This is a genomic window from Parasphingopyxis algicola, assembly GCF_013378075.1.
Lineage (GTDB): Bacteria > Pseudomonadota > Alphaproteobacteria > Sphingomonadales > Sphingomonadaceae > Parasphingopyxis > Parasphingopyxis algicola.
This window is the reverse complement of record NZ_CP051131.1, coordinates 542,219-568,967: the sequence shown is the minus strand read 5'-3', so window position 1 is coordinate 568,967 and position 26,749 is coordinate 542,219. Positions and strand designations below refer to the sequence as shown.

Annotated in this window: 28 protein-coding genes and 1 tRNA gene; 19 read left to right on the top strand and 10 right to left on the bottom strand. The window is 63.7% G+C overall.

Annotated features, from left to right (window positions below; translation table 11 throughout):
• Positions 1–26: 26 nt before the first annotated feature.
• On the bottom strand, positions 27–1,547 hold the full coding sequence (gene tig, locus HFP57_RS02810) for a trigger factor (protein WP_176868382.1): 1,521 nt from the start codon (positions 1,545–1,547) through the stop codon (positions 27–29).
• Between the two features lie 71 nt (positions 1,548–1,618).
• A tRNA-Leu gene (locus HFP57_RS02805) sits at positions 1,619–1,703 on the bottom strand.
• Positions 1,704–1,892: 189 nt separating this feature from the next.
• Between HFP57_RS02805 and HFP57_RS02800 the strand changes: the two genes are divergently transcribed.
• The 9 genes from HFP57_RS02800 (at position 1,893) to HFP57_RS02760 (ending at position 9,169) form a co-directional block, all read left to right on the top strand.
• Positions 1,893–2,243, top strand: coding sequence for a hypothetical protein (locus tag HFP57_RS02800; RefSeq protein ID WP_176868381.1), 351 nt, complete (start codon positions 1,893–1,895; stop codon positions 2,241–2,243).
• Complete coding sequence (gene pyrF, locus HFP57_RS02795) at positions 2,240–2,914, top strand: orotidine-5'-phosphate decarboxylase (protein WP_176868380.1); 675 nt, start codon at positions 2,240–2,242, stop codon at positions 2,912–2,914. The genes HFP57_RS02800 and pyrF overlap by 4 nt, the downstream gene beginning before the upstream one ends.
• Complete coding sequence (locus HFP57_RS02790) at positions 2,911–3,798, top strand: hypothetical protein (protein WP_176868379.1); 888 nt, start codon at positions 2,911–2,913, stop codon at positions 3,796–3,798. The genes pyrF and HFP57_RS02790 overlap by 4 nt, the downstream gene beginning before the upstream one ends.
• Positions 3,795–4,451: a phosphoribosylanthranilate isomerase gene (locus HFP57_RS02785; RefSeq protein ID WP_246263275.1), complete on the top strand. Its 657-nt coding sequence runs from the start codon at positions 3,795–3,797 to the stop codon at positions 4,449–4,451. Before HFP57_RS02790 ends, HFP57_RS02785 begins: the two co-directional genes overlap by 4 nt.
• On the top strand, positions 4,448–5,689 hold the full coding sequence (gene trpB, locus HFP57_RS02780) for a tryptophan synthase subunit beta (RefSeq protein ID WP_176868378.1): 1,242 nt from the start codon (positions 4,448–4,450) through the stop codon (positions 5,687–5,689). Before HFP57_RS02785 ends, trpB begins: the two co-directional genes overlap by 4 nt.
• A complete protein-coding gene (trpA, locus tag HFP57_RS02775) occupies positions 5,686–6,492 on the top strand; it encodes a tryptophan synthase subunit alpha (protein ID WP_176868377.1) in 807 nt (268 codons plus the stop codon). Before trpB ends, trpA begins: the two co-directional genes overlap by 4 nt.
• 13 nt (positions 6,493–6,505) lie before the next feature.
• Positions 6,506–7,360 (top strand): acetyl-CoA carboxylase, carboxyltransferase subunit beta, encoded by an 855-nt coding sequence (gene accD / locus HFP57_RS02770; protein ID WP_176868376.1) that lies wholly within the window; start codon positions 6,506–6,508, stop codon positions 7,358–7,360.
• Positions 7,361–7,372: 12 nt separating this feature from the next.
• Positions 7,373–8,686 (top strand): bifunctional folylpolyglutamate synthase/dihydrofolate synthase, encoded by a 1,314-nt coding sequence (locus HFP57_RS02765; RefSeq protein ID WP_176868375.1) that lies wholly within the window; start codon positions 7,373–7,375, stop codon positions 8,684–8,686.
• Positions 8,687–8,752: 66 nt separating this feature from the next.
• Positions 8,753–9,169 carry a DUF6628 family protein gene (locus tag HFP57_RS02760; RefSeq protein ID WP_176868374.1) on the top strand — a complete coding sequence of 139 codons (417 nt, stop codon included), beginning with the start codon at positions 8,753–8,755 and terminating at the stop codon, positions 9,167–9,169.
• Here HFP57_RS02760 and HFP57_RS02755 read toward each other — a convergent pair.
• On the bottom strand, positions 9,166–10,887 hold the full coding sequence (locus HFP57_RS02755) for an AmpG family muropeptide MFS transporter (RefSeq protein ID WP_176868373.1): 1,722 nt from the start codon (positions 10,885–10,887) through the stop codon (positions 9,166–9,168). The genes HFP57_RS02760 and HFP57_RS02755 overlap by 4 nt on opposite strands.
• A gap of 121 nt (positions 10,888–11,008) precedes the next feature.
• Positions 11,009–11,791 carry a DUF1223 domain-containing protein gene (locus HFP57_RS02750; protein ID WP_176868372.1) on the bottom strand — a complete coding sequence of 261 codons (783 nt, stop codon included), beginning with the start codon at positions 11,789–11,791 and terminating at the stop codon, positions 11,009–11,011.
• 32 nt (positions 11,792–11,823) lie between these two features.
• Between HFP57_RS02750 and HFP57_RS02745 the strand changes: the two genes are divergently transcribed.
• The 3 genes from HFP57_RS02745 (at position 11,824) to HFP57_RS02735 (ending at position 13,419) form a co-directional block, all read left to right on the top strand.
• The gene (locus HFP57_RS02745; protein ID WP_425500748.1) at positions 11,824–12,603 is read left to right on the top strand and encodes a pseudouridine synthase; all 780 of its coding nucleotides are present in this window, start codon (positions 11,824–11,826) and stop codon (positions 12,601–12,603) included.
• Positions 12,600–13,145 (top strand): 16S rRNA (guanine(966)-N(2))-methyltransferase RsmD, encoded by a 546-nt coding sequence (rsmD, locus tag HFP57_RS02740; protein WP_176868370.1) that lies wholly within the window; start codon positions 12,600–12,602, stop codon positions 13,143–13,145. The genes HFP57_RS02745 and rsmD overlap by 4 nt, the downstream gene beginning before the upstream one ends.
• Before the next feature lie 106 nt (positions 13,146–13,251).
• A complete protein-coding gene (locus HFP57_RS02735; RefSeq protein ID WP_176868369.1) occupies positions 13,252–13,419 on the top strand; it encodes a hypothetical protein in 168 nt (55 codons plus the stop codon).
• Between the two features lie 15 nt (positions 13,420–13,434).
• Here the strand turns inward: HFP57_RS02735 and HFP57_RS02730 are convergent, their stop codons facing one another.
• Positions 13,435–13,833 (bottom strand): cupredoxin domain-containing protein, encoded by a 399-nt coding sequence (locus HFP57_RS02730; protein ID WP_176868368.1) that lies wholly within the window; start codon positions 13,831–13,833, stop codon positions 13,435–13,437.
• 119 nt (positions 13,834–13,952) lie between these two features.
• Here HFP57_RS02730 and HFP57_RS02725 point away from each other — a divergent pair, with 119 nt between their 5' ends.
• Both HFP57_RS02725 and HFP57_RS02720 read left to right on the top strand, forming a co-directional pair.
• The gene (locus HFP57_RS02725; protein ID WP_176868367.1) at positions 13,953–16,226 is read left to right on the top strand and encodes an ATP-dependent helicase; all 2,274 of its coding nucleotides are present in this window, start codon (positions 13,953–13,955) and stop codon (positions 16,224–16,226) included.
• A 155-nt stretch (positions 16,227–16,381) separates the two neighbouring features.
• Positions 16,382–17,077 (top strand): L,D-transpeptidase family protein, encoded by a 696-nt coding sequence (locus tag HFP57_RS02720; protein WP_176868366.1) that lies wholly within the window; start codon positions 16,382–16,384, stop codon positions 17,075–17,077.
• A gap of 21 nt (positions 17,078–17,098) precedes the next feature.
• Here the strand turns inward: HFP57_RS02720 and HFP57_RS02715 are convergent, their stop codons facing one another.
• On the bottom strand, positions 17,099–17,701 hold the full coding sequence (locus HFP57_RS02715) for a hypothetical protein (protein ID WP_176868365.1): 603 nt from the start codon (positions 17,699–17,701) through the stop codon (positions 17,099–17,101).
• Between the two features lie 149 nt (positions 17,702–17,850).
• Between HFP57_RS02715 and HFP57_RS02710 the strand changes: the two genes are divergently transcribed.
• From HFP57_RS02710 to HFP57_RS02700, 3 genes are read left to right on the top strand one after another with little or no spacing between them, the layout of a single operon-like run.
• Positions 17,851–19,143 carry an MFS transporter gene (locus HFP57_RS02710; RefSeq protein ID WP_176868363.1) on the top strand — a complete coding sequence of 431 codons (1,293 nt, stop codon included), beginning with the start codon at positions 17,851–17,853 and terminating at the stop codon, positions 19,141–19,143.
• Positions 19,140–20,072: a cysteine synthase A gene (gene cysK / locus HFP57_RS02705; protein WP_176868361.1), complete on the top strand. Its 933-nt coding sequence runs from the start codon at positions 19,140–19,142 to the stop codon at positions 20,070–20,072. The genes HFP57_RS02710 and cysK overlap by 4 nt, the downstream gene beginning before the upstream one ends.
• Before the next feature lie 20 nt (positions 20,073–20,092).
• The gene (locus tag HFP57_RS02700; protein ID WP_176868360.1) at positions 20,093–20,836 is read left to right on the top strand and encodes an NRDE family protein; all 744 of its coding nucleotides are present in this window, start codon (positions 20,093–20,095) and stop codon (positions 20,834–20,836) included.
• Between the two features lie 10 nt (positions 20,837–20,846).
• Here HFP57_RS02700 and HFP57_RS02695 read toward each other — a convergent pair whose 3' ends face one another.
• The 4 genes from HFP57_RS02695 to hisI form a co-directional block, all read right to left on the bottom strand.
• A complete protein-coding gene (locus HFP57_RS02695) occupies positions 20,847–21,557 on the bottom strand; it encodes a hypothetical protein (protein ID WP_176868358.1) in 711 nt (236 codons plus the stop codon).
• Positions 21,558–21,685: 128 nt separating this feature from the next.
• A complete protein-coding gene (locus HFP57_RS02690; protein WP_176868356.1) occupies positions 21,686–23,488 on the bottom strand; it encodes an acyl-CoA dehydrogenase C-terminal domain-containing protein in 1,803 nt (600 codons plus the stop codon).
• A 31-nt stretch (positions 23,489–23,519) separates the two neighbouring features.
• Positions 23,520–23,939 carry a MerR family transcriptional regulator gene (locus HFP57_RS02685; RefSeq protein ID WP_176868355.1) on the bottom strand — a complete coding sequence of 140 codons (420 nt, stop codon included), beginning with the start codon at positions 23,937–23,939 and terminating at the stop codon, positions 23,520–23,522.
• 85 nt (positions 23,940–24,024) lie between these two features.
• Positions 24,025–24,387, bottom strand: a complete 363-nt coding sequence (gene hisI, locus HFP57_RS02680; RefSeq protein WP_176868353.1) for a phosphoribosyl-AMP cyclohydrolase — start codon at positions 24,385–24,387, stop codon at positions 24,025–24,027.
• 122 nt (positions 24,388–24,509) lie between these two features.
• Here hisI and purF point away from each other — a divergent pair, with 122 nt between their 5' ends.
• Both purF and HFP57_RS02670 read left to right on the top strand, forming a co-directional pair.
• Complete coding sequence (gene purF, locus HFP57_RS02675) at positions 24,510–25,979, top strand: amidophosphoribosyltransferase (RefSeq protein WP_176868352.1); 1,470 nt, start codon at positions 24,510–24,512, stop codon at positions 25,977–25,979.
• 32 nt (positions 25,980–26,011) lie between these two features.
• On the top strand, positions 26,012–26,731 hold the full coding sequence (locus HFP57_RS02670) for an SDR family NAD(P)-dependent oxidoreductase (protein WP_176868350.1): 720 nt from the start codon (positions 26,012–26,014) through the stop codon (positions 26,729–26,731).
• Positions 26,732–26,749 lie beyond the last annotated feature (18 nt).

Genomic DNA, 26,749 nt, shown 5'->3' with positions numbered 1-26,749 from the left:
CGGAAATCAGACTTTCCGGCGGAAAATCAGCTTTCCGAAGCGGGTGTCTTCTTGGCGGCCGTCTTCTTTTTCGCCGCCGGCTTCTTGGCCGGTGCTTTTTTGGCCGTCGAACCGGACGAGGCAGCCTTTTTGGCAGCAGGCTTCTTGGCCGGCGCCTTTTTTGCGGGAGCCTTCTTCGCAGCCGGTTTCTTTGCCGCCGCTTTTTTAGGCTTCTCTTCCTCTTCGGCCTCGATCGCCGCTTCCAGCTCTTCGCGGGTTACCGTGCGATCGGTGATCGTCGCATTCTCGAACAGATAGTCGACGACCTTGTCCTCATAGAGCGGGGCGCGCAACTGGGCGGCCGCCATCGGATCCTGCTGGATGTACTGGACAAAGCGCTCGCGATCCTCCGGGCCGTATTGCTGGGCCGCCTGGGCGACCAGCTGGCTCATCTCGCTCTGGTTGATCTCGACCCCATTTGCCTGGCCGATTTCGGAGAGCAGCAGGCCGAGGCGGACGCGCCGTTCTGCGATGTCGCGATACTCGTCCTTCTCGTCTTCCATTTCCTTGCGCGCGGCTTCCGGATCCGTCTCGTGCGAGGCCTCATGCTCGAGCTGCTTCCAGATCTGCTCGAACTCGGAATCCACCATCGTCGGCGGAACCGGGAAATCGTGGTTCGCGGCCAGATAGTCGAGCAGCTTGCGCTTCATGTGCGTGCGCGTCAGGCCGTTGAGCTCCTGCTCGACCTGACCCTTCATCAGCTCGCGCAGCTTGTCGATGCCCTCAAGGCCAAGCGATTTGGCGAACTCATCGTCGGCTTTCGCTTCCTTGGGCTTGCGGACCTCGCCGACCGTGACGTCGAAAACGGCTTCCTTGCCCTTCAGATAATCGACATTGTAATCGTCGGGGAAAGTGACTTTCACTTCCTTGGCGTCATTGGCTTTCACGCCGACGAGCTGGTCCTCGAAACCGGGGATGAGCTGGCCCGAGCCGATCGTGACGGACATTTCTTCGCCCTTGCCGCCTTCGAACGGCTCGCCATCGACCTTGCCTTCGAAATCCATGACGACGAGATCGCCTTCCTTGGCCTTGTATGTCTTGGCCGCGGTTTCGTAGCTTTTCTGGTTTTCCGCGAGATTCTGGATCGCCGTGTCGACGGCCTTGTCGTCGGCTTCGACGGTCAGACGCTCGAGCGTGATATCGTCGATCTTCGTTTCGGGGATTTCCGGCAGGACTTCGACCTTCATCGAAATCTCGATATCCTTGCCGCGCTCCCAATCCGGGTCGAGTTCGACTTCGGGCTGCATCGCCGGACGGATGTTCTGATCGGCCATCGCTTCCTGGATGCCGGTCTGGATCGCCTTGTTGACGACGTCCTGCTCGATCGCATCGCCATGCATCTTGCGCACCAGATTGGCCGGCACTTTGCCGGGCCGGAAGCCCGGCATACGCACCTGTGGAGCGATCTCCGAGAGCTGCTGGTCCACCTGCTTTTCGATATCGGCAAACGGAATGGTGAGAGTGTAGGCGCGCTTCAGGCCTTCATTGAGCGTTTCAACGGTCTGCATGGTTCTTACAATCAAGCCTTCGTCAGAAAGGGAAATCGGGAGGCGGTTTGGCCGCGGGTTGGTGGCAAGCCTGGTGCGGGCGAAGGGACTCGAACCCCCACATCTTTCGATACTTGGACCTAAACCAAGCGCGTCTACCAGTTCCGCCACGCCCGCTAGAGGACCGCCGGTCGGCGGCGTCTATAGCAATACCGCGCGGAAGGGCAAGCGATGATACCGTTCGCAAAGTCGAACCGACGGCCGCCCTGCGCCGAATAGCCTCGGCGTGCCGATTTGCGATCCCCGCTTCTGGCCATTGCCAGTTTCGCGCACTAATAAGGTCTCCAATCTTCAAACGGGATCGCAATGAGCTTTTTGAAAACCCTTTTCTGGATCGTGCTTTCGGCCGTCGTCGTGCTGTTTTCGATCAATAACTGGCTGCCCGTCACGGTGAATCTGTGGGGCGGGCTGCAGGCCGACGTAAAACTGCCGCTCCTGCTCTTCTTCTTCTTCCTCGTCGGCTTCGTCCCGACGCTTATATACTACCGCACCAAGGCATGGCGTCTGGGCAAGCGGCTCGACACGGTGTCGCGCGAGCTGGCCGACGAGCGCGGCATGAAGCGTTTCCGGGCACCCGAACGCGCAGAAGGCGCCGACACTCCGGCCGGTGACGAGCTGACCCTCGACACGCCGGCGCCGCGCGGTAGTAGCGCATGAGAAGCCCGATCTTCATCGCTCTCGATACGCCAGATATCGAAAAGGCGAAAACCGTCGCCTCGGCTGTGCGCAACCATATCGGCGGCATCAAATTGGGTCTGGAATTCTTCGCGGCCAACGGCCCCGAGGGCGTGAAGGAGATGGCGGCGCTCGATCTGCCGATTTTCCTCGATCTCAAGCTGCATGACATTCCGAACACCGTCGCAAAGGCCGTTCAGGCGCTGCGGCCGATCGAACCGGCGATCCTCACCGTCCATGCCGGCGGTGGCCGGGCGATGATGGAAGATGCGAAAGCGGCGGCGCCGATGAACACCAAGGTCGTCGGTGTGACGGTTCTCACCAGCCTCGACGGGGAGGACCTGCACGATATGGGCGTCGACGGCGATCCCCACGACCAGGTCGCGCGATTGACCGAACTGGCCAAGCTTTCGGGTCTCGACGGTGTCGTCTGTTCGGGTCGCGAGGTTAAGGCGGCGAAGAAAATCTGGCCCGACGGCTTTTTCGTCGTACCGGGCGTGCGGCCGTCCAGCGGCAAGACAGGCGATCAGAAACGCACCGTGACGCCCGCCGACGCCCTCCACTCGGGCGCCTCGATCATCGTGATCGGCCGACCGATCACCCAAGCCGCGGTGCCCGACCTTGCGGCAAGGGCGATAGAAGCGACATTGTGATCCGCTTTCTCGGCATTGTTGGCACCGTCATGTTCTGGGCGGCGGGTCCCCTCGCCCCGGTAGCGCATGCGAGCGAGCGGATCGCGGGCCAATGCCGGCCGCTCGAGCCGGAGCTGTCAGACATTTTTGTTACCATGGGCTATGGTTCGCTAGCGTCGATCAATTGTCGTTCCGCAATAATCGACTGGGAGCACGCCATCTCGTTCCACCGCAACCGCGGGGAGAGTGATCTACGCCCCCTGATGACGTTTCACGGTGCAACTAATGGGCAGGAAGGCCGCTTTTCCATTTCTGCAGTCGAGAACTCGGCCTCGCGGCGTCGGGCAAGCGGACAATGCCGCATCCGAGCGCCGGGGGATTCCGGGTCGCGGGGTATGATTTGCGTTGCGGAAGAGCGAGGCGAAGAAACCAGACGCCTCACAATCGTTCGCTTCGAAATCGACGATCCAGAACGGGTTCCGGGTATTGCAGGGCGGCTTTCAGGGTCTTGTGAGTTGCTTCGGGACGAACGATCAATGCTTGTCGATATATTCGTCGCTTTCGCATACGCGGAGATAGATGAAATACTCTCTCCCGCCGAAGATCTCGAATGGCAGTGCGATAGCATGCGCATTGCCGCGAACGGTACTCGCAGTTTTATCGATTCCTCACTTGGGAACGGCGCCACGTTGGCCTTTGCCGATATCACCGATGGAGACGATCCGGGTCGCTTAACTGTGGGGCGCCTTGTTTTGCCCGACGGTTCGGTTGTTCCAGCGATCGGCGGCGGTTGCATCGATTTGCGTCGTGCGGCTGATGGCGCATTGCAAACAACCTGTGGCGCGCTCTATTACGATGGAAACGACTATCGCAGCGCAGTCGTCATGTTCACGCCCGAAAGTTGATCGAACCACCCGTGTCTCCATCGGTAAAGATATGCGGCCTTACGTCGGTTGAGGCCATCGAAGCTGCGGCGGATGTCGGCGCGGCCTATGCCGGATTCGTCTTCTACGATCCCAGCCCGCGCAATATCCGACCGCGCGAAGCGCCTGCGCTCGTCAAGCATGTGCCCAAGACGATGAAGCGGGTTGGCGTATTTGTGGAACCCGAGGATTCACTGCTGGAACGCGCCATTGCGGCGGCCCGCCTCGATGTCATCCAGCTGCATGGCGAGGAACGGCCCGAGCGGCTGAAATCGATCAAGGCGCGGCTCGATGTCGATATCTGGAAGGCGATTCCGGTCAGCACCGCGAGCGACCTGGAACGCGCGCGGCGCTATCGCGACGATGCGGATATGATCCTGTTCGACGCCCGCACGCCCAAGGCCTCGCGCCTGCCGGGCGGCATGGGGATCGCGTTCGACTGGAAACTGTTGAAACGCTTCAACCACAAGATGCCCTGGGGCCTGTCCGGTGGCCTGACGGCGGAGAATGTCGCCGAGGCTATTGCGATCACCGGCGCATCCATGCTGGATGTCTCGTCCGGCGTCGAAAGCGAGCCGGGTATCAAGGATCCCGCGAAGATTTCCGCATTCATGGAAGCCGTGAAAGCCGCATGACCGATCAATCCCCACCTCCTAATAGCTATCGCGCCCTGCCGGACGAACACGGCCATTTCGGCGATTATGGCGGCCGTTATGTCGCCGAAACGCTGATGCCGCTGATCCTCGATCTCGAGAAGGAATATCGCGCGGCAAAGGAGGATCCGGCGTTCCAGGCCGAATTCGACGATCTGCTCGAACATTATGTGGGCCGCCCTTCCCCGCTCTATTTCGCCGAGCGGCTGACCGAGGAAGTGCGGCAGGGCGCGGCCGACGGCAAAGGCGCGCAGATCTGGTTCAAGCGCGACGAACTCAACCATACCGGCGCGCACAAGATCAACAATTGCATCGGCCAGATCCTGCTCGCCAAGCGCATGGGCAAGACGCGGATCATCGCCGAAACGGGCGCCGGCCAGCACGGCGTTGCGACGGCGACCGTCGCCGCGCGGTTCGGCCTGCCCTGCGTCATCTACATGGGCGCGCGCGACATCGAGCGGCAGCAGCCCAACGTGTTCCGGATGAAGCTGCTCGGCGCCGAAGTCGTGCCCGTGACCAGCGGCGCGGAGACGCTCAAGGATGCGATGAACGAGGGGCTGCGCGACTGGGTCGCGAATGTGCACGACACTTTCTACATCATCGGCACGGCGGCGGGCCCCCATCCCTATCCCGAACTCGTCCGCGATTTCCAGAGCGTGATCGGCACCGAGGCCCGCGCGCAGATGCTCGAGCGCACTGGCAAGCTGCCCGACCTGCTGGTCGCGGCGATCGGCGGCGGATCGAACGCCATCGGCCTGTTCCACCCGTTTCTCGACGATCCCGAGGTCGCGATGCTCGGCATCGAGGCCGCCGGCGAAGGGCTCGACAAGCGCCATGCCGCGAGTCTTGCCGGCGGCGATCCCGGCGTGCTCCACGGCAACAAGACGTACCTTCTCCAGGATGAGGACGGCCAGATCGCGGAAGCGCATTCGATTTCGGCCGGTCTCGACTATCCGGGCATCGGTCCCGAACATGCCTGGCTCAAGGAAAGCGGCCGGGTCGAATATGCGAGCGTGACCGATAGCGAGGCGCTCGACGCCTTCCAGCTTCTGTGCCGGACCGAAGGCATCATCCCCGCACTCGAACCGAGCCATGCGATCGCGGCCGTTGTCGAGCGGGCGAAAACCATGAATCGCGACCGGATCGTGCTCGCCAATCTGTGCGGCCGGGGCGATAAGGATATTTTCACGGTTGCGGAAGCGCTAGGAGTGGAGATGTGAGCGCGCGGCTCGAACAGGCCTTTGCGCGATGCAATGACGATGGCCGTGCCGCACTTGTCGCCTTCGTAACCGGCGGCGATCCCGCGCCGGACGGCACAGCCGCCATCCTCGATGCACTCGTAAACGGCGGCGCCGATATCATCGAACTCGGCATGCCGTTCACCGATCCGATGGCGGACGGTCCGTCGATCCAGGAAGCCAATCTCCGGTCGCTCTGCGCGGGTACGACGACCGCTGATCTATTCGCCATCGCCCGCGATTTTCGCGGTCGCCATCCGGAAACCCCGCTGGTCCTGATGGGCTATGCGAACCCGATGATCCGGCGCGGACCGGCCTGGTTTGCCGAGCAATGCCGCGAAGCCGGCGTCGATGGGGTGATCTGCGTCGATATCCCGACCGAAGAGGACGATGCGCTCGGCCCCTCTCTCCGCGATGCCCTGATCGATACGATCCGGCTCGCCACGCCGACGACCGACGAAGCGCGCCTGCCGGCCGTGCTGGATGGCGCATCCGGTTTTCTCTATTATGTCTCGGTGGCCGGGATCACGGGCAAGCAGCAGGCGGCACAGGACAGTATCGAGGCTGCGGTCGCGAAGCTCAAGGCGCAGACGGATCTGCCCGTGGCAGTAGGTTTCGGTGTCCGGACCCCCGAACAGGCCGCCGATATCGCCCGCGTCGCCGATGGCGTCGTCGTCGGGTCCGCGATCGTGGAACTGGTCGGCAAACATGGTGCGGATGCATCCGGCCCAGTTCGCGACTATGTTGCGTCCCTATCCGCCGCTATACAGTCCGCGCGCCAATAACAGGAAACCGCTCATGAACTGGTTCAACAATGTCCGGAACCGCATTCCCTTCATCTCGAAGCGGACGACCGAAGACACGCTCTGGCACAAATGCCGCGACTGCAACCAGATGGTGTTCACCAAGGAATATGAGGAAAACCTGTCGGTCTGCCCCGAATGCGGTTTCCATGGCCGGATCGGGCCGTCGAAGCGGTTTCTGCAGCTGTTCGACGATCACAGCTGGGAGGAATTGCCGGCACCCAAGGTGAAGGAAGACCCGCTCAAGTTCCGCGATCAGAAGAAATATACGGATCGGCTGAAGGCCGCCCGGGCCGCCACCGGCGAAAGCGATGCCTTCGTCAATGCCACGGGCACGATCAAGGGCCAGGACGCGGTCATCGGCGTCCAGGACTTCGCCTTTATGGGCGGTTCGATGGGGCTGGCCGTCGGCGAGGCGTTCGTTCGTGGCGCCCGCGCGGCCGTCGAGTCCGGTTGCCCTTACATCGTCTTCACCGCATCCGGCGGCGCACGGATGCAGGAAGGTGCGCTTTCGCTGATGCAAATGCCGAAGATGACCGTCGCCGTCGAAGAGCTGCGCGAGGCCGGCCTCCCCTATATCGTCGTGCTGACCGACCCGACATCGGGCGGGGTGATGGCGAGCTATGCGATGCTCGGCGATATCCAGATCGCCGAGCCCAAGGCGTTGCTCGCCTTTACCGGGCGGCGGGTGATCGAGAACACGATCCGCGAGAAGCTGCCCGACAATTTCCAGAGCGCCGAATACCTGCTCGATCACGGCGCACTCGACATGATCGTCGCGCGCAAGGATTTGCGGGATACGCTTGCCCAGCTGATCGATTTTCTCGCGCCCTCGCGCCAGGCCGCCTAAGTCAGAGCCGCCATGGCCGATAACGCGCGTTCGGACGATCCGGCGGTCCAACGCCAACTCGACAGGCTGGCGACTCTGTCGCCCGGCCGCGATACGCTGGGGCTCGAGCGCATAACAACATTGCTCGAACGGCTCGGCAACCCGCATCGTGCCCTGCCGCCAGTCTTCCACGTCGCCGGGACCAACGGCAAGGGTTCGACCTGCGCCTTTCTGCGGGCGGCGATCGAAGCGGCCGGGCTTTCCGCCCATGTCTATACGAGCCCGCATCTGGTGCGGTTCAACGAGCGGATCCGGGTTGCCGGAACGCTGATCGCCGACGACGCGCTCGCGCCGTTGCTCGCCGAGGTGCTCGATCAGGCAGATGGCATCGATCCCAGTTTTTTCGAGGCAACGACGGCCGCGGCCTTTCTGGCCTTCTCCCGGACCCCTACCGACGCGTGCGTCATCGAGGTCGGGCTCGGCGGCCGGCTTGACGCGACGAATGTGATCGAGCGGCCGCTCGTGACCGGTATCGCCCATCTCGGTATCGATCATGAAGCTTTTCTCGGCTCCGACATCGCCGTGATCGCTGCCGAGAAAGCCGGGATCGCGAAACGGGGACGGCCTCTCGTCACGCAGGAATATGATGCGCCGCTGGGGCGTTCGATCGCGCAGGTTGCCGGGAAAAAGGGCGCCGAATGGATCGCCCGGGGGCGCGACTGGCGCGGCGCAGCCTATCGCGGCCAGCTCCATTATCGCGACAGCGAAAACCGGTATCGCCTGCCCCTGCCCCGGCTGGCCGGTGCGCACCAGGTGGACAATGCGCTGCTCGCCATCGCCATGCTCAGCCACCAGCGCGCGGTGGAGGTGCCCGAGGCCGCACTCAAGGCCGCCATGGGATGGGCCGACTGGCCGGCCCGTTTGCAGAAGATGGAGCCGGGGCCGCTGACTGCGCGCCTGCGCGATGGCACGGAGGTCTGGCTGGACGGCGGGCATAACGTGCTGGCGGCGGAAGCGCTCGCCGCCCATTTCGCGGATACCGGCGGGCTTCACCTGGTCATGGGCATGTTGGCGAACAAGGATCCGGTCGGATTTCTGACGCCCCTTGCCCGTGTTGCGCGATCCGCAACATTCCTGCCGATCGAGGGCCATGCCTGCCATCCGCCCGATACGCTCGCCGAAATCGCCGACGGATTGGATATCGCCGCCGACACCGCCTCCGACATCGAGACCGCCGTCGACAATCTCGCTGCGCGTGGCGAGGATGCTCCATCGCGCATCGCCGTTGTCGGTTCGCTCTATCTCGCCGGCGACATGCTACGGGCGAATGCCAATTATCCTGAATGATCTTTTATTGCGATTGACTTGCAATAGCAGATAAAAGCATAAGGCCTTCCAGACGAAAGGAAGCCTGTGCCCGAATCCAGCAAGCTCGATACCATGCTGCCCCATGCCGCGCCGGTGTGCGGCAATGCCCGCACCCTGCTCTTCGCGATACGGCGTATGGCGATTCATGGACTGAACGACGCATTCGCTGCCAATGCGATGCTCGCCGCCTATGGAATGCGGTATCGCAAACCCCTGCTCCTGGTGCGCGCCCTGCTCATCGATATTGCACGCAGCGCCCGCGGCCATGTGATCGTCGCGCCCTGCTGCGCACCGCGCATGACGGCCCATGAACACGCGTTGCTGTCGGCCATCGGCGATCCGGCCGGCGCCGACACCCATATCGCTCGCTTGCTCGATAGCGGGAAGACGTCGACGGCAGTCGCAACCGCCACCGCGCTGAATGAAAGTCTAAGCGCGATAGGCCGACCAGTCGCGCTTTAGCCGCGATCTTCTTCCGCGTCCGGCACTTCCGACCCGGCCGTACCCAGAGATCGATCGACAAGCCCCGATCGCATCATCCACCAAAAGAGGATCACGCCGGGAAAGGCGGCCGCCGTCGTGAGCAGATAGAAATTCACATAACCCATCGTCTCGATCAGCGATCCCGCAGTGGTGCCCGTGAGGAACCGCCCGAGAATGCTGGCCGCCGCGGATAACAGCGCAAAGTGCGTCGCGGTGAATTTGAGATTGCAGAGCGCCGAAAGATAGGCAACGACCGCCACCCCGCCGATCCCGCTCGCGAAATTTTCGAAGCCGATAGCGAGTGCCATGCCGATATTGCTGTGCCCGACAGCGGCCAGTCCCGCGAAGCTGAAGTTGGAGACGGCCATCAGCACGAGGCTGATCAGCACCGATATCTTCATGCCGAGCCGGGCATAGAGCATGCCGCCGACGAAAATGCCCGCGAGCAGCGCCCAGAAGCCCACGCCGACATCGTAAATCGCGATCTCGTCATTGGTGTAGCCGAGATCCTCGAACAGCAGGCGAAACGTCAGATTGGCGAGCGTGTCTCCGATTTTGTGGAGCAGTACGAAGACGAGGACGATGATCGCGCCCTCGCGGCTGAAAAACTCGACGAGCGGGCCGACGACCTTGGACTGGGTCGAGCCTTCCGTGCGCGTCGGTGTGATGCACAGCCAGGCGATAACAGCAGCGCCGAGCGCCAGCAGCGGATACAGGATGGCGGCGCCGGCGCCGAGCCATTGGGTAACGGTCGGCCAGTCGAAAACGAGAATCGAGAGCAAGGCGGCGAGCGACGGAACCAGCAGCCAGTTGACATGGCCCGACCAACCGATATCGCGGGCGCGCCGCGCGGTCAGGTCGAACATCGGAAAGACATAGCCGACGATTACCATCAGGCTCAAAATCTCCACGCCGAGCCAGCGATCGAGCGCGACGCCGCCGCCATAAGCCAGCGGGAAGCTCAGGATGAAGATGGCATAGGGCGTGCGGGTCATGAACTCGGGCCAGCTGCGCTCGATCTTGCGCGTCGGTTCACCCATCACGAGGCCGGTGATGACGGCCGGCAACGCTAACAGGCCGCAGGCGATATAGGCCGCGCCCCAACCCATCCGGGCGGCAACGACGAGCGCAAGCGCGCCGGCGACCGCCGCGCCGATCCGCCAGCCATATTGGCTCATTCCGGAACCCACGCCGAGCTGTTCGGGTTCGAGCAGCTCGATCCGGTAGCCGTCAATCACGATGTCGAAGGTCGCTCCCAATACGCCGACAAGGATCGCCGCCAGCGCCACCGCGGGGAGCGAGGCTGTCGGATCGATATTGCCGAGCAGCGCCACCGCGCCCATCACGGCCAATCCGATAACCAGCAGCCAGGAACGCCGCTGGCCGATCCGGCCGAGCACGGGGATCCGTACCTTGTCTATGATCGGCGCCCAGGCCCATTTGAGATTATAGGCGAGGAAAGTGAGCGCGAAGGCGGTGACCGCCGATTTCTCGATATCGTCCTGGGCGAGGCGCGTCGTCAGCGTCGCGCCGATCATCGCGAAAGGAAAGCCCGAGGACATACCGAGAAACAGCGCCGCGAGCGGCGCATTTTCCAGATACGGCCGAACGCCGGGGCGGACCGGCGACGGAAAAAGGCCGAGAATGAATTCCCTGATCGGCCCAAGCCGTACTCCGCGCTCAGCAATATCGACCATAATCTACTTCCCGCCCTGTGTCGGCGCGAAACTAGCGGCAAAAATCGCCGTGGATAGCCTGTTATCCACGCTTCGGCCCGGCCGCGGGCCAATTGAAGCCGACAGACCGGCTTTCGACCGGCTAGCTGCCGAGATAGCGCGCGGCGAGGATCGGGCCCGCTGCACCCTGCCGGACGACGACGGCGCGGCGATCGTCCTCAGCGGAAATGAGATGATCACCGGCAACGATCAGCGGCAGAACGCCGCCCGTCCATCGGGCAAGATCGCGTTCGTCGCGCAGCACATTCGTATAGGTGACGGATCGTCCGCCATTTTCTCCGCGGCCGATGCCGACCGTCTCGCTCCTGTCGAGCGCGAGCAGCCGGACCGTCGCGGCGCCCTTTGGTTCGCCATCGATCGTGACGCGAAAACCGCTTGCGGGATCGCCCTCCACATCGATCGAGATCCGGGCCTGCGTCTCGCGCGCCTCGGCGATCGCGGCTTCGAGCTCCTGCCGTCGCGATCCGACCAGTCCGACCCGTCCGTTGACCACGGCCTGCGGCGTGTAGGATCGCCCTCCGCCACGGATCAGATTGTCCGCATAGGCGCGCTGCAGCCGGGTATTTTCCTCGCGGGCCAGCGTGTCGCGCCAGCCCAGCCTGTCCCAATAGGTGACGGGCCGCGAAATGATCACCAGCCCGGGATCGTCGACGAGTTCGGCGACCAGCCGGTCGGCCGGCGGGCAGGACGAACAGCCCTGGCTGGTGAACAGCTCGATCGCGACCGGACCCGCATCGGATACCAGCGGCGCCGCTTCGATCTCCCGGTCTCCCCCTACAGGCGCCTCCGCCCGTTCGGCCGGACTGCAGGCCATAAGGGCCGCGGTAAGGCCCGCGACGATTCCGGTGTGACGCAATAGCCGCATGGTGATCTTCCGATTCTGCCAAACTCGGTGCGATATTCGCAATCTCGGGAAAAACGGTTACAGCGGCACTCATGCCGTCACCCCGGAAAGATCGTGAAGACCAGCGGATCGCGAAACTGCTTGCCCGGGCCGGGGTCGCGTCGCGTCGCGAGGTCGAGCGGATGATCGCGGCGGGCCGGATCGCGATCGACGGCAAGACGCTCGATACGCCGGCGACGCTCGTTAAGTCGCTGCATGGTGTCTCGGTGGACGGGCAGCCGGTCGGCCAGCCCATCCCCGCCAAGCTGTATAGCTTCCACAAGCCGGCCGGTGTCTTGACGACCGAACGCGATCCCAAGGGCCGCCCGACCATCTATGACAAGCTGCCCAAGGGCCTGCCGCGGCTGATGCCGGTCGGACGGCTCGATCTGAATACAGAAGGGCTGTTGCTGCTGACCAATGACGGCGGGCTGAAGCGGCAGATGGAGCTGCCGTCGTCAGGCGTCGAGCGTATCTATCGCGCGCGCGCCTTTGGCGACATCAGCCAGGACCAGCTCGAACGGCTGATCGGCGGCATCACGATAGACGGCGTCCGCTACGGCCCGATCGACGCCAATCTCGAGCGCCGGACGGGACGCAACCAGTGGATCGAGCTCAAACTCGCCGAGGGGAAGAATCGCGAAGTCCGCAAGGTGCTCGAGCATTTCGGGCTCAAAGTCAGCCGGCTGATCCGCACCGCCTACGGCCCCTTTTCCCTCGGCGATATTCCGAAGGGCGGCGTCGAGCAGGTACGCCAGCACGATCTCGTCAAGTTCCGGCAGTCGCTGAAATGAGGATCGTCGCCGGTCGGTGGCGCGGCCGGAAGATCGACGCGCCTCCCGGCAATTCGACCCGCCCGACAACGGACCGCGTCCGCGAAGCGCTGTTCTCGATGCTCGCAAGCCGGCTCGGGAGTTTCGAGGGGCTGCGTGTCGCCGACCTGTTCGCGGGCAGTGGGGCGCTCGGTCTGGAGGCGCTGTCGCGCGGCGCAGCGCATTGCACCTTTGTCGAACGCGATCGGGCAGCGTCACAGATATTGAAGGCAAACATCGCAGCTCTCGATGCGCCGGCCGAAATACTGACGCGGGCGGCGGAAAATCTCCCCGCTGCGAATAGGCCCTACGACCTGATCTTCATGGATCCGCCTTATGGGAAGGGCTTGGCGGGCACGCTGCTTCCGCAGCTCCGCGATCGCGGCTGGATTGCGGCGGGCAGCTGGATCAGCATCGAGACCGAACGCGGCGCCGCCATCGCAGATACGGGTCTGGAGCTCGACACGGTCAAATCGTTCGGAAAAGCCCAGATCAGCCTGTTTCGCGGCCAATCCGTCGTCTGAAAAACTCTACCGTTTGAGAGTTCTGTGCCCGCGATCACAGCGTGAGCGCACCTTCTCTGCGAGAACAATCCTGTTGGCGGAATAGTCCGCCGCAGGGAGCAGGACGATGAGACAGCGCGAAAATCTGACGATGGACAACGAACGGCTGGCCCGCGCGCTTGCCGCGACCGCCGGTATCGAATGGGCAAGCCTGCGCGACTATCCGGGCTATGGAAAGAATTACTGGCGTGAAAAGGCGCGCAATTTCTTCAAGCTCGAAACGCAGGCCGCCTAGTTCCGATCACGCCAGTTAGCGCACCACAAGATCCCCCGTCATGCCGAACACGCTGTGCATGAAATGCGAACAATGCACGTCGTAACGACCGGGCTCGGCAACGAAAACGCGGACCTCGGCGCGCTCGCCGCCATCGAGCTCTATCCGCCCGCGATCGAGCCGCGCCCGGTCTTCCGCCGGCATCTGAGCAGTCCTGAAAAACTCCCGCGCCACGAAATTATGACCGCCCGAAGAGCGATTGACGAAGACGAGCCGATAGGGCCGGCCATGCTCGATTTCGATCGTTTCCGGCGCAAATTCGAAGCTCGACAGGGTGATCGTGACGGTTTCGGCATTGGACCAGTCGACGGACTGCCCGAATACCGGCGTCGCGGGGAGGACGAACAAGAGGAAAAGAAGGCGATAGAGAATCATTTGCGCGACTCCATTGGAAATCGCCCCCGAGCTCCCCTCATATCATCGATTGTCGGGTAAAAGTAGGAAGCGGGACGCCGCGCTTGCGCCCCCTGCCCTTGTTCCCTAACTGTTCACGGGTGACCGAACCCGCCGTTCAACAGCCCGAACCGCCCTATCTGCGCGCGCTCAACGCGCCGCAGCGCGAGGCGGTGCTGACGACCGAAGGCCCCTTGCTGGTGCTCGCGGGCGCCGGCACGGGCAAGACCGCCTGCCTCACTGCCCGGCTCGCCCATCTGATCTGGACGCGCAAGGCCTGGCCGTCCGAAATTCTCGCCGTCACCTTCACCAACAAGGCCGCGCGGGAGATGAAGGAGCGCGTCGCCCGGGCGCTCGATCAGGATGTCGAAGGCATGCCCTGGCTCGGCACCTTCCACGCGATCGGCGCGAAGATGCTGCGCCGCCATGCCGAGCTGGCCGGGCTGGAAAGCAATTACACGATCCTCGATACCGACGATCAGCTACGGCTGCTGAAACAGCTGATCCAGGCCGCGGAGATCGACGAGAAACGCTGGCCGGCGCGGCTGCTCGGCGGGTTGATCGACCGCTGGAAGAATCGCGGCTGGGTGCCCGCCGATGTGACGGCCGACGAAAGCGAGGCCTATGCCAACGGCAAGGGCCAGCAACTCTACCAGGCCTATCAGGACCGGCTGAAAACGCTCAACGCCTGCGATTTCGGCGATCTGCTGCTGCACATGCTCGTTATCCTCAAAGCGCATCGCGACGTGCTGGAAATGTACCAGCAGCGGTTCAAATATATTCTCGTCGACGAGTATCAGGACACCAACAGTTCCCAATATCTGTGGCTCCGCCTGCTCGCGCAGGAGCGCAAGAATATCTGCGTCGTCGGTGACGACGACCAGTCGATCTACAGCTGGCGCGGGGCGGAAGTCGCCAATATCCTGCGTTTCGAGAAGGATTTTCCCGGCGCGCAGATCGTCCGGCTCGAGCAGAATTACCGCTCGACCCAGCATATCCTCTCGGCCGCCGCCGGGGTGATCGGCCATAATGGCGGGCGGCTCGGCAAGACGCTGTGGACCGACGAGGGCGATGGCGAGAAGGTCAAGGTGATCGGCGTATGGGACGGGCCCGAAGAGGCCCGCCGCGTCGGCGAGGAGATCGAGGCGCATCAGGCGAAGGGCGGCAGTCTCGACGATGTCGCGATTCTCGTCCGCGCCCAGTTCCAGACGCGCGAATTCGAAGACCGCTTCATCCAGATCGGCATGCCGTACAAGATCGTCGGCGGTTTCCGTTTCTACGAACGGCAGGAAATCCGCGACGCCCTCGCCTATCTGCGCGTGATCGTCCAGCCCGCCGACGACCTCGCCTTCGAACGGATCGTCAACACGCCCAAGCGCGGGCTGGGCGACAAGGCGGTGGGGATGATCCACGGCTATTCGCGGCGTGAGAATATCCCGCTCAGTCTCGCCGCGGCGCGGATTATCGATACCGACGAGCTGACGCCGCGCGCGCGCAAGCCGCTCGGCGAGCTGATGGGCAATTTTGCGCGCTGGCGCGACATGGCGAACGACCTGCCGCATCCCGAACTCGCCCGGCTCGTGCTCGATGAATCGGGCTATACCGCGATGTGGCAGAACGACCGTTCGGCCGACGCCGCGGGCCGGCTAGAGAATCTGACCGAACTGACCCGCGCGATGGAGGAGTTCGACACGCTCGGTTCCTTCCTCGAGCATGTCAGCCTCGTCATGGACAATGATGCCGATCGCGAGTCCGAGAAAGTGACGATCATGACGATCCACGCCGCCAAGGGGCTGGAATTCGACACGATCTTTCTCGCCGGATGGGAGGAAGGCGTCTTCCCGTCCCAGCGCTCGCTCGACGAAGGCGGCGCCAAGAGCCTCGAGGAGGAGCGCCGTCTCGCCTATGTCGCGATCACCCGCGCCCGGCGGTTGTGCCATATCGTCCATGCGGCCAACCGGCGGATTTACGGGCAATGGACGAGTTCGATTCCGTCCCGCTTTATCGGCGAACTGCCCGACGAGCATATCGAGGCCGAAACCAGCATGACCGGCGGGGAATCGCTCTGGCGCGCCAACTGGTCCGAACAGTCCGATCCCTTCTCCAACGTCGCCCGCGCCGGCAAGCGCGGCCCGGGCTGGCAACGCGCCGCGGCCGCAGGATCGCTACCCAAGGCCATCAAGGTCATGGAAGCCAAGGCCAGCGCAGCCAGCTTCGCCGCGAAACCGCGCTCCGACATCGCCATCGGCCAGCGCGTCTTCCACCAGAAGTTCGGCTATGGCGCGGTCGAGGAGATCGAGGGCAACAAGCTCGAGATCGAGTTCGAAAAGGCTGGGCGGAAGCGGGTGCTCGACAGCTTCGTGGAGCTGGCCTGAGGCCAAATTTCGTCCCAGCCTGGTACAGTAACCGCGCCTGCTAACTAGGACGGACCGAAATCCCGTCTCAATCATGGTTAACCGACCCCGAACCATCTTGCTTACTCAAGCGTTAAAGTGGTTCAAAACCCGCAGGACAAGCGGGAGTTGTTGCAATGACGCCGAACAAGGGAATGGGACTGGGTTTCAAGCTGCTGGCTGCGGCCGCGCTGGTTGCCGGCGCCACGCAAATGCTGTCGGCCTGTTCCGAGACCGAATCGGCTGAGGCTGAGGCCGAAACCGTTGCGGCGGCAGCGGCACTTCCGCTCGCGACCGAAGCACCCGCTGAACCGCTGCTGACGCCGATCTCGCATGCGGATGCAGCGATCACCGAAGAGGACGACCAGCCGGGCTTCCGGATTACCAGCCCGCTGACCGTCGACGGCGAAATGGCGTTCGGCGAATATGCCTGGAATGCGGACGGCGTACCGCAGGGCGAACTGCGCATCATCGTCGATTTGCAGGCCGAGCGACTCTACGCCTATCGCGGCGGTTTCGAGATCGGCCGCGCCGTGATCCTCTACGGGCATGACGACACGCCGACGCCGACCGGCAGCTTCACGATCACCGAGAAGAACCGGGATCATATCTCCAATCTCTATTTCGTGCCGATGCCCTTCATGATGCGGCTGACCAATGACGGGATCGCGATCCATGGCAGCATGGTCGAGCAAGGCTATGCGTCGCGCGGCTGTGTCGGCATTCCCGACGATTTCGCCGAATTGCTGTTCAACGAGGCCGAGATCGGAACGCGCGTGCTGATCACCCGCGGGTCGCCGATCGTCGACGGCAACCGCGTCGTCGGGATCTGAGGCCGGGCGAGGCGTTTTGCCCTAGAGGCAGCCTTCGACATATTGAATCGCCGGTCCGCCGGCATGGATGAGCTGGACGATACCATCCTGCCCGATCTCGTAGCGGATACCGCGTGCATTCTCGTCCGACGTGCCGTTCTCCGAAATTTCGCCCGCCGTCCAGGCTGTAAGATATTCGCCCGGCGCCTCCACATAGGTATGCGGCATCGTCCGTAGCTCCTCGCCATAGGCCGCGCGCACCTGATCCGCGCCATCGCCGACGGTGATCCCCTCGGTGGTCCGGACCTCCGTATCGCCCGCCAGCGTGATCCTGGCAAGGCTGCCCTGCTCGATCATGACGTAGAGGCCCTCCGGCGTGTCGGCGGGCTGATATTCCTCGCAGAGTTCGGGCTCCGGTCCCCCCATCGCATCGGGATCGGCCTTGCCGCCGACCGCAGCGGTCACCTCGTCGCGCGTCATGCCGATCCGCAGCGGACCCCAGCCTTCTGCCGTCAGCAGTCCGTCGCCCGGCGCTTCCGATGTCGCTTCATCGGTGTCGGCAGCCGGCGCGTCCGCCGGTTCGCCGGTTCCGCCGCATCCGGCCAACAGCGTTACCGCCGCCGTCATTGCTATCATTCGTCGCATGCTCGCCTCCTCTAGCAGGTTCACAATCGCTGTATCGCGCTTGCGCGTTCGGCAATCGCCTTCCGGTCCGATAGCAGCCAAGCTGCGCTTTCGTCCATGAAACACCGCCTCGCTTGCCGATCCGCCGCCGCTGCGCCTAGAGGGCAGTGATGGCCGACGCCCCGCACCCTTTCCGCATCCACAATTTCCGCGCCTATTGGACGTCCCGGCTCGCGATGACGCTCGGCCAGTACGCGATGATGCTGATCATCGGTTGGCAGGCCTACAATATCGCGCGCGACGGCGGGATGAGCGTGGGTGGTGCGGCGGGACAGCTGGCAATTATCGGGTTGCTCCAGTTCGTTCCGCTCTTCCTTCTCACGCCCTTCGCCGGGCTGGCGGCCGACCGGTTCGACCGCAAGACGGTGGCGCGGGTCACGGTGGCGCTGCAGGCGCTGTGCGCGGCGGCGCTGGGCTGGGCGACATGGTCCGGCGCGATGACCCTGCCGATCCTGTTCGGAATCGCGATCATCCTCGGTATCGCGCGCGCTTTCGCCGGGCCGGCGCTCAGCGCCTTGGCGCCGAACCTCGTGCCGAAATCCGTCCTGCCCAATGCCATCGCGCTGAGTTCGATCGCGTGGCAGACCGGCATGATCGTGGGCCCGGCGATCGGTGGCTATCTCTACGTCGTCAATCCCGCCCTGCCCTACGCGGCGACGTTCGGATTGCTTGGCATATCCTTCGTCGCGCTCACTTTGATCGACCATGTTCCGAAACCGGCGATCACGGGCGCGCAGAGGCCGGTCGGACAGGTGATCGACGGTCTGCGCTACGTCCGGCAGAACAAGATGGTGCTGGGTGCGATCACGCTCGATCTGTTCGCGGTGTTCCTCGCCGGTGCGACGGCCCTGTTCCCGGTCTATGCGCGCGACATTCTCGAGGTGGGCGCTACCGGTCTCAGCCAGCTTGCCGCCGCTCCCGCCGTCGGCGCCGCGCTGACTGCGCTCTGGTTCTCGTTCAAGCCGCTGAAGAATAATGTCGGGCCGAAAATGCTCTGGGCGGTGGCGGTGTTCGGGCTCGCCACGGTGGTATTCGGCTTCTCGACCTCGATGCCGCTCTCGCTCGCGGCGCTGTTCGTCGTCGGCGCGGCGGACATGTTCTCGGTCTATATCCGGCAATCGCTGATCCAGCTGCATACGCCCGACGACAAGCGCGGCCGGGTATCCTCGGTTTCGCTGCTGACGATCTCGGCCTCCAACGAGTTCGGCGACTTTTTCAGCGGCACCCTGGCGTGGATCATCGGGCCCGTTGCCGCGGTCGTTTCCGGCGGTATCGGCGCGATTGCGACGGTGCTATTGTGGACAGCATGGTTTCCCGCGTTACGTACGACAAAGACATTCGATCCGCCTGACGATCTCGAAGAAGATCGCCCCGCGCAGACATTGCAGGAGAAAGTGACATGAAGGCCGCCAATACCCTCGAAACGATCGGCAACACCCCGCATATCCGCATGCAGCGGCTGTTCGGCGATGCCCCAAACGGCACGGAGGTCTGGATCAAGTCCGAACGCGCCAATCCCGGCGGCTCGATCAAGGACCGGATCGCGCTCTCCATGGTCGAGGATGCCGAGCAGTCGGGCGCGCTGAAGCCCGGCGGCAAGATCATCGAGCCGACCTCGGGCAATACCGGGATCGGGCTCGCCATGGTGGCGGCCGTCAAGGGCTATGAACTCGTGCTCGTCATGCCCGAGAGCATGTCGATCGAACGGCGGCGGCTGATGCTCGCCTATGGCGCGAAATTCGATCTCACGCCCAAGGAAAAAGGCATGAAGGGCGCGATCGAGCGCGCACAGGAGCTCGTCGCGGCGGACGATAACAGCTGGATGCCGCAACAGTTCGACAATCCGGCCAATGTCGCCGTGCACGTGAAGACGACGGCCGAGGAAATTCTCGCCGATTTCGCCGACAGCCCGGTCGATGTGTTGATCACCGGGGTCGGCACGGGCGGGCATATCACCGGCTGCGCCGAGGTGCTGAAACAGCATTGGCCGGAGATGAAGGCCTATGCGGTCGAGCCCGTCGGGTCGCCGGTCATTTCGGGCGGACAGCCCGGTCCGCACCCGATCCAGGGCATCGGCGCCGGCTTCATCCCGAGCAATCTCCACACCCAGGCAATCGACGGCGCGATCCAGGTCGACCCCGAAGACGCCAAGGACATGGCCCGGCGTGCCGCCCGCGAAGAAGGCATGCTCATCGGCATCAGCTCCGGCGCGACCCTGCAGGCCATCAAGCAGAAACTGCCCGAGATCGGCGAGGGAGCACGGGTACTCGGCTTCAACTATGATACGGGCGAGCGCTATCTCTCGGTGCCGGACTTCCTGCCCGAGGAATAGGCGGCCGGGCTAGGTTCCCTATGTGCGTACTGGCCTTGGCTTGGGCGGCGGATTCGCGCTGGCAGCTCGTGCTGATCGGCAATCGCGACGAGCTGCACGCCCGGCCCGCCGCGCCGCTCGACCGATGGAGCGACCGGCCGCAGATCATCGCCGGCCGCGATCTCGAGGCCGGCGGGACCTGGCTCGGCATTTCCGAAGAGCGGCGGTTCGCCGTCGTCACCAATGTCGCCAACCCGGGCGGACCGCAGCCGGGCAAGGCTTCCCGCGGCGCGCTGATCGCCGATCTCCTGAGCGGCGACGGCGCATATGCAAACCCGACCGAAAGCGATCTCGACGACTTCAATCCCTTCAATGTCATCGCCGTCGACGCCGGCACGGCGCGGCTGCTGACAAATCGCCCGAGTGCGGAGCGCCACCGGCTCGATCCCGGCATCTACGGCCTGTCCAATAATGGCGCCTTCGACGATAACTGGCCGAAGACGGAACGCGTCAAGGCGCTGTTGCACGATTGGCTGGACGGAAACGGGAGAGACCAGGGCGCACTGCTCGACGCCTTGCGCGCCGATGATGCGCCACAGGTCGAGCCGGCCCGCGCGCGACACAGCCCGATCTTCATCCGCAACCCGGTATACGGAACGCGGTGCAGCACCGTCGTCGCCGTCGACCGTCAGGGATATGGTTCGATCGTCGAACGGCGGTACGATCCCGACGGCGAGACGACCGGCGAGACGCGCTTCGAATTTGACTGGAACGCCCGAATCTAGGCCGGCATCGCTATCTGCGGCCGTCTTCCTGCATGACAGGCGGGAGCAGATCCTCGGGCGGCGGAGCATCGCTATCCTGGAATCCGGGATCGCCGGGCGCCGGCTCGTCGAACTCCGGATAGAATTCGGGATCGAACTCGTCCTTGTCGCTCTCCATCGAAATGTCCAAAGGCTTGTCGTCCGCGTCCGGATCGGTCCGGCGCGTCACGAGATCGGCATCGGCGAGCCGGTCGATCAGATCGTCGGCGCCGCTCATCCGGTAGATGGTGCCGCGACCGTCAGGGGCCGGCTGCGCGATATATTCGAGGCTCGCATTGAGCCGGCGGCTGTAGTTGAAGGCGGGTTCGGTGCCGCGCGGCAGTTCGAGAATCAGGCGTCCCTCGCACCGGGCCTGTTCGAGCCCTTCGTCGAAATCGATGAGCCGGGGGTTTTCCATCCGGGCCACCGTGCCGCCTTCGAGCCGTGACAGCAGTGCACCGTCGTCGGAACTCGCCGTCCGCGCCCGGGCGAAAATGCGCCGGCGGATGGAATCGGTGGTGGTTTGCGAGGCGCAGAGCCGCTCGCCCGGCGTCATATCGGCAAGATCGCCGTCGCTATTCGAGCTTTCGGACTCGCCGCGCTGATACTCGCCCAGTCCCAGCTGCATCGTCCCGACATAGCCGAGCGCCGCTGCTGCAAAGATACCCAATATCCCGAGGACCCATTTCAACCGCGTCGACAAAGCTTCTTCCTCCCCCTTATCTCGCCGGGTTGTTTACGGCGAGACGCAACGCGGCGTCCAGCCCGCCCGGACGAACCCGGTCGAACCAGACGCCGCAGGCGCACCGTTGGTCGTGTTTCGAAGGTCCGCTAGGCCGCGACGAACATTTCGGGTTCGAGCGCCATCAGGCTGTCCGACCCGCCCTCGATCTTTGCCCGCAGACCCGCCGCATCCGGCATGATCTTCTCGGCAAAGAAACGCGCCGTCACCAGCTTCGTCTCGTGGAAGGCCGTATCCTCGGCGCCGGCTTCGATCGCCGCGGCGCTGGCCTTGGCCATCCGCAACCACATCAGGCCGAGCGAAACGATGCCCATCAGCTGCATATAATTGTAGGCGGCCGCGCCGGCATGATTGAGATTGGCGAAGGCATTCTGCATCAGCCACATCGTCGCGCCGCGCAGTTCGCCATTGGCCTTTTCGAGCGCGCTCGCGACCGTTTTGACGCTCTCGTCCTCATTCTGCTCGGCAACTTCTTCGCCGACCATCGCGAGGAACGCCTGGATCGCCCGACCGCCATTCAGGGCCAGCTTTCGGCCGACAAGGTCCATCGCCTGGATACCGTTGGTGCCTTCGTAGATCTGCGCGATCCGCGCATCGCGGACATATTGCTCCATGCCCCATTCGCGGATGTAGCCATGGCCGCCATAGACCTGCTGCGACTGGGTCGCGATCTGGTAGCCGAGATCGGTGACGAAGCCCTTGATGACCGGCGTCAGCAGCGAGATCATGTCGTCGGCTTCCTGCCGCTCTTCCTCGGTCTGCGCCTTGTGCGACAGATCGACCTGCAGCCCGCCCCAGATGCACAGCGCGCGGCTCGCTTCGAGATAGGCCTTGGCCTCCATCAGCATCCGCCGGACGTCGGGATGGACGAACAGCGTATCGGCCTTTTCCTCCGGATCGGCGGGGCCGGTCAGCGCCCTGCCCTGGCGGCGGTCCTGCGCATAAGCGACCGCGTTCTGGAACGCGACTTCGCCGATCGCGAGCCCCTGGGCGCCGACGCCGAGACGGGCCGCGTTCATCATTATGAACATGGCGGCAAGGCCCTTATTCTCCTCGCCGACCAGCCAGCCCGTCGCGCCGTCATAATTCATGACGCAGGTCGAGTTGCCGTGGATGCCCATCTTCTCTTCGATCGAGCCGCATTCGACCGCGTTGCGCTCGCCGATCGATCCATCGTCATTGACGAGAAATTTCGGCACGATGAAGAGCGAGATGCCCTTCACGCTGTCCGGCGCGTCCGGCGTCTTCGCCAGAACGAGATGGATGATGTTCTCGGTGAGGTCATGCTCGCCAGACGAGATGAAGATCTTCGTGCCGGAGACCTTGTAGCTGCCATCGGCCTGCGGTTCCGCTTTCGTGCGGATCAGACCGAGATCGGTTCCGCAATGCGGCTCGGTCAGGTTCATCGTGCCGCCCCATTCGCCCGAGACCATCTTGGGGACGTATTTTTCCTTCTGCTCCTGCGAGCCCTTGGCCATGATCGCGGCCGTCGCGCCCATGGTCAGGCCGTTATACATGGCGAAAGCCATGTTGGAGCTGATCATATATTCCTCGATCGCCGTGCCGAGGACATGCGGCAGCCCCTGCCCGCCGAATTCCTCGGGCCCGGTCAGGGTCGTCCAGCCCCCTTCGACCAGCTGCCGATAGGCTTCCTTGAATCCTTCGGGCGTCGTGACCGAGCCGTCGTCATGCCGCGTGCAGCCCTGTTCGTCGCCGACCTGGTTGAGCGGAAACAGCACTTCCGAGCAGAACTTGCCGCCTTCGGTGAGGATCGCGTCGGCCATCTCCATCGTGGCGTTCTCGAAACCCGGAAGGTTCGAATAGCGATCGAGGCCGACGATATGGTTCAGCACATACTGGCTGTCACGAACGGGCGCGGTGTAAGTGGGCATGGTGAATTCCTGTACTGACTAAAGGGGTGCGTTATTCGCTTTCGACTTCGTCGAGCAGCTCGAGGAAACCCTCGAGTTCCGCGATCGACGAGTCGATGTCGGAGCGCTGGCCTTTCAGGGCCTCGATACGCTCCTTGCATTTCTCGCGCGTGACCGCCCGCTGCTTGGTGCGGCCGTCTCCCAGATCGTAGAGATCGATCATCTCCCGGACATCGGCGAGGCTGAACCCGACGCGCTTGGCGCGCAGGATCCAGGCAAGCCGGGCGCGGTCGCGCTTGGCATAGACTCGGGTCAGCCCGTGGCGTTCCGGCGAGATCAGTCCTTCGTCTTCATAGAAACGCAAGGCGCGCGGCGTTACGCCGAATTCCTCGGACAGATCGGAGATCGAATAGGTTTCGCGATTCTTTTCGTCGGGCGTATCGATGCCCGCTTGCGGTAATGCTCTTGCCATGAACCCCTCTTAGCTAACGTTCACGTTAACGTCAAGCGATGACGCTACGTCATTGGGAAATACTATTTCGAAATTTCGGGCTTTGCTAGTCGAGACGCCGCAATCCCCCGCCCTCGATGCGCCGGTAGAAGCAACTCGTTTCGCCCGTGTGGCAGGCCGGGCCGGCCGGATCGACGATCAGCCAGACCGCGTCCTGATCGCAATCGATCCGTGCCTCGGCGACGTGGAGGATATTGCCCGACGTCTCGCCCTTCTGCCACAGCGTTTTGCGGCTGCGGGACCAGAAATGCGCCGTCCCGGTTTCAAGCGTCCGGTCGAGCGCCTCGCGGTTCATGTGCGCGACCATCAGGACGGCCCCGCTCGCGCGGTCGGTGACCACCGCGGTGAGCAATCCATTGGCGTCGAACTTCGGGTCGAGCGCCAGCCCGGTCTCGCGTTCGTTGGCCATAATCGTTCCGCTTTCCCCGACTGGATTTGGATGATTCCCAAACGCTTTATGACAAAGACGAGACAAATACGATTCCCGTCCCTATATGCACGCACGTGACCGACCATGGTGCCGGAGTCGCTATGCTGACCACTGATCCATTCGACTGTTCCGACGACGGGGATAAGCTGCGCGAGGAATGCGGCGTGTTCGGCATCTGGGGCGCCGATACCGCATCCGCGGTCGTGGCGCTCGGCCTGCACGCGCTCCAGCATCGCGGCCAGGAAGCCGCCGGCATCACGAGCTTCGACGGCAAATGGTTTCACAGCCACCGCGCTATCGGCCATGTCGCGGGCAATTTCGACGAAGACCATATCATCCGGCAGCTGCCCGGCGATGCGGCCTGCGGCCATGTCCGCTATTCGACGACCGGCGAAAGCGGGCTGCGCAACGTCCAGCCCCTCTACGCCGAGCTGTCGTCCGGCGGCTTTGCGGTCGCGCATAACGGCAATATTTCCAATGCCTGGACCCTGCGCAAAGATCTGGTGAAGCATGGTTCGATCTTCCAGTCGACCTCCGACACGGAAGCCATCATCCATCTCGTCGCGACGTCGGGCTTCAAGCGGCTGCTCGACTGTTTCATCGACGCGCTCAAACAGCTCGAGGGCGCCTATTCGCTCGTCTGCCTGACGCCCGAAGGCATGATCGGATGTCGCGATCCGCTGGGCATCCGCCCGCTCGTGATGGGCAAGCTCGGCGACGCGGTGATCTTCGCGTCCGAGAGCGTCGCCTTCGACGTCGTCGGGGCCGAATTCATCCGCGAGGTCGAACCCGGCGAGCTGATCGTCGTCAATGACGACGGGATCAAGACGCACCGCCCCTTCGCGCCCACCGCGCCCCGCCCCTGCATCTTCGAACATGTCTATTTCTCGCGGCCCGATTCGATCGTCGACGGCCAGTCCGTCTATTCGGTCCGCAAGCAGATCGGCGCGGAGCTGGCCCGCGAAAACGGGGTCGATGCCGATCTCGTCATTCCGGTGCCCGATTCCGGCACGCCCGCCGCGATCGGCTATGCGCAGGAATCGGGCATCCCGTTCGAACTCGGCATCATCCGCTCGCACTATGTCGGCCGCACCTTCATCCAGCCGGGCGACAAGGTTCGGCATCTCGGCGTCAAGCTCAAGCACAATGCCAACCGCCCGCTGATCGAAGGCAAGCGTGTCGTGCTGATCGACGATTCGATCGTCCGCGGTACGACGAGCACCAAGATCGTCGACATGATGCGCGAGGCCGGGGCGGCCGAGGTCCATATGCGGATCGCGAGCCCGCCTACCCGCAACAGCTGCTTCTACGGGGTCGATACGCCCGAGCGCGAAAAACTGCTCGCGGCGCAGCACGATGTCGAGGGCATGCGGCAGTATATCCGCGCCGACAGCCTCGCCTTCATCTCGATCGACGGCCTCTACCGGGCGCTCGGCGAGACCGGGCGGGACAACGAGCATCCGCAGAGCTGCGACGCCTGTTTCACCGGCGAATATCCGACGCCGCTGACCGATCATGACGGCCTCGACAATGTCACCCAGCTGCCGCTGCTCGCCGAACGCGTGACATGATACTTCGACAAGCTGAGGACGATCGGAACTAGATGACCAAGAAACTGGACGGAAGGCTGGCCCTTGTAACCGGCGCCAGCAGAGGGATCGGCGCGGCCACGGCGAAGGCGCTGGCGGCCGAGGGCGCGCATGTCATCCTCGTCGCACGCACCGTCGGCGGGCTCGAGGAAGTCGAGGAAGCCATCCACGAGGCCGGCGGCAACGCCACCATCGCCCCGCTCGACCTGGTCGACGGTGACAGCATCGCCCGGCTCGCGGCGGCCATCGGCGAACGCTGGGACGCGCTCGATATCCTCGTGCTCAACGCAGCGATACTCGGCTCGCTGACCCCGGTCGCGCAGATCGAGGCCAAGGAACTGTCCGAAGTGATGACCTTGAACTTCACGGCACAGCAGGCGCTGATCGCCGCGTTCGATCCGATGCTGAAGAAGAGCGAGCGGGGCCACGTCATCGCGCTCACCTCGAGCGTCGGCGCGGCTCCCCGCGCCTTCTGGGGCGCGTACGGCGCGTCCAAGGCGGCGCTCGACACGCTGGTCGCAGCCTATGGCGAGGAGGTGAAGAATCTCGCGCCATTGAAAGTCGCGATCGTCGATCCGGGCGCCACCGCCACCGATATGCGCAAACTCGCCTATCCGGGCGAAGACCAGTCCGCACTCAAGCCGCCCGAAGCCGTTGCGGACGCGATCGTCGAGCTGGCGACCGGCGATTTCGAGACCGGGCATCGGACGAAGGTGGAGTACCCGGACGCCTAGCGTACGGCGTCCGGTTGG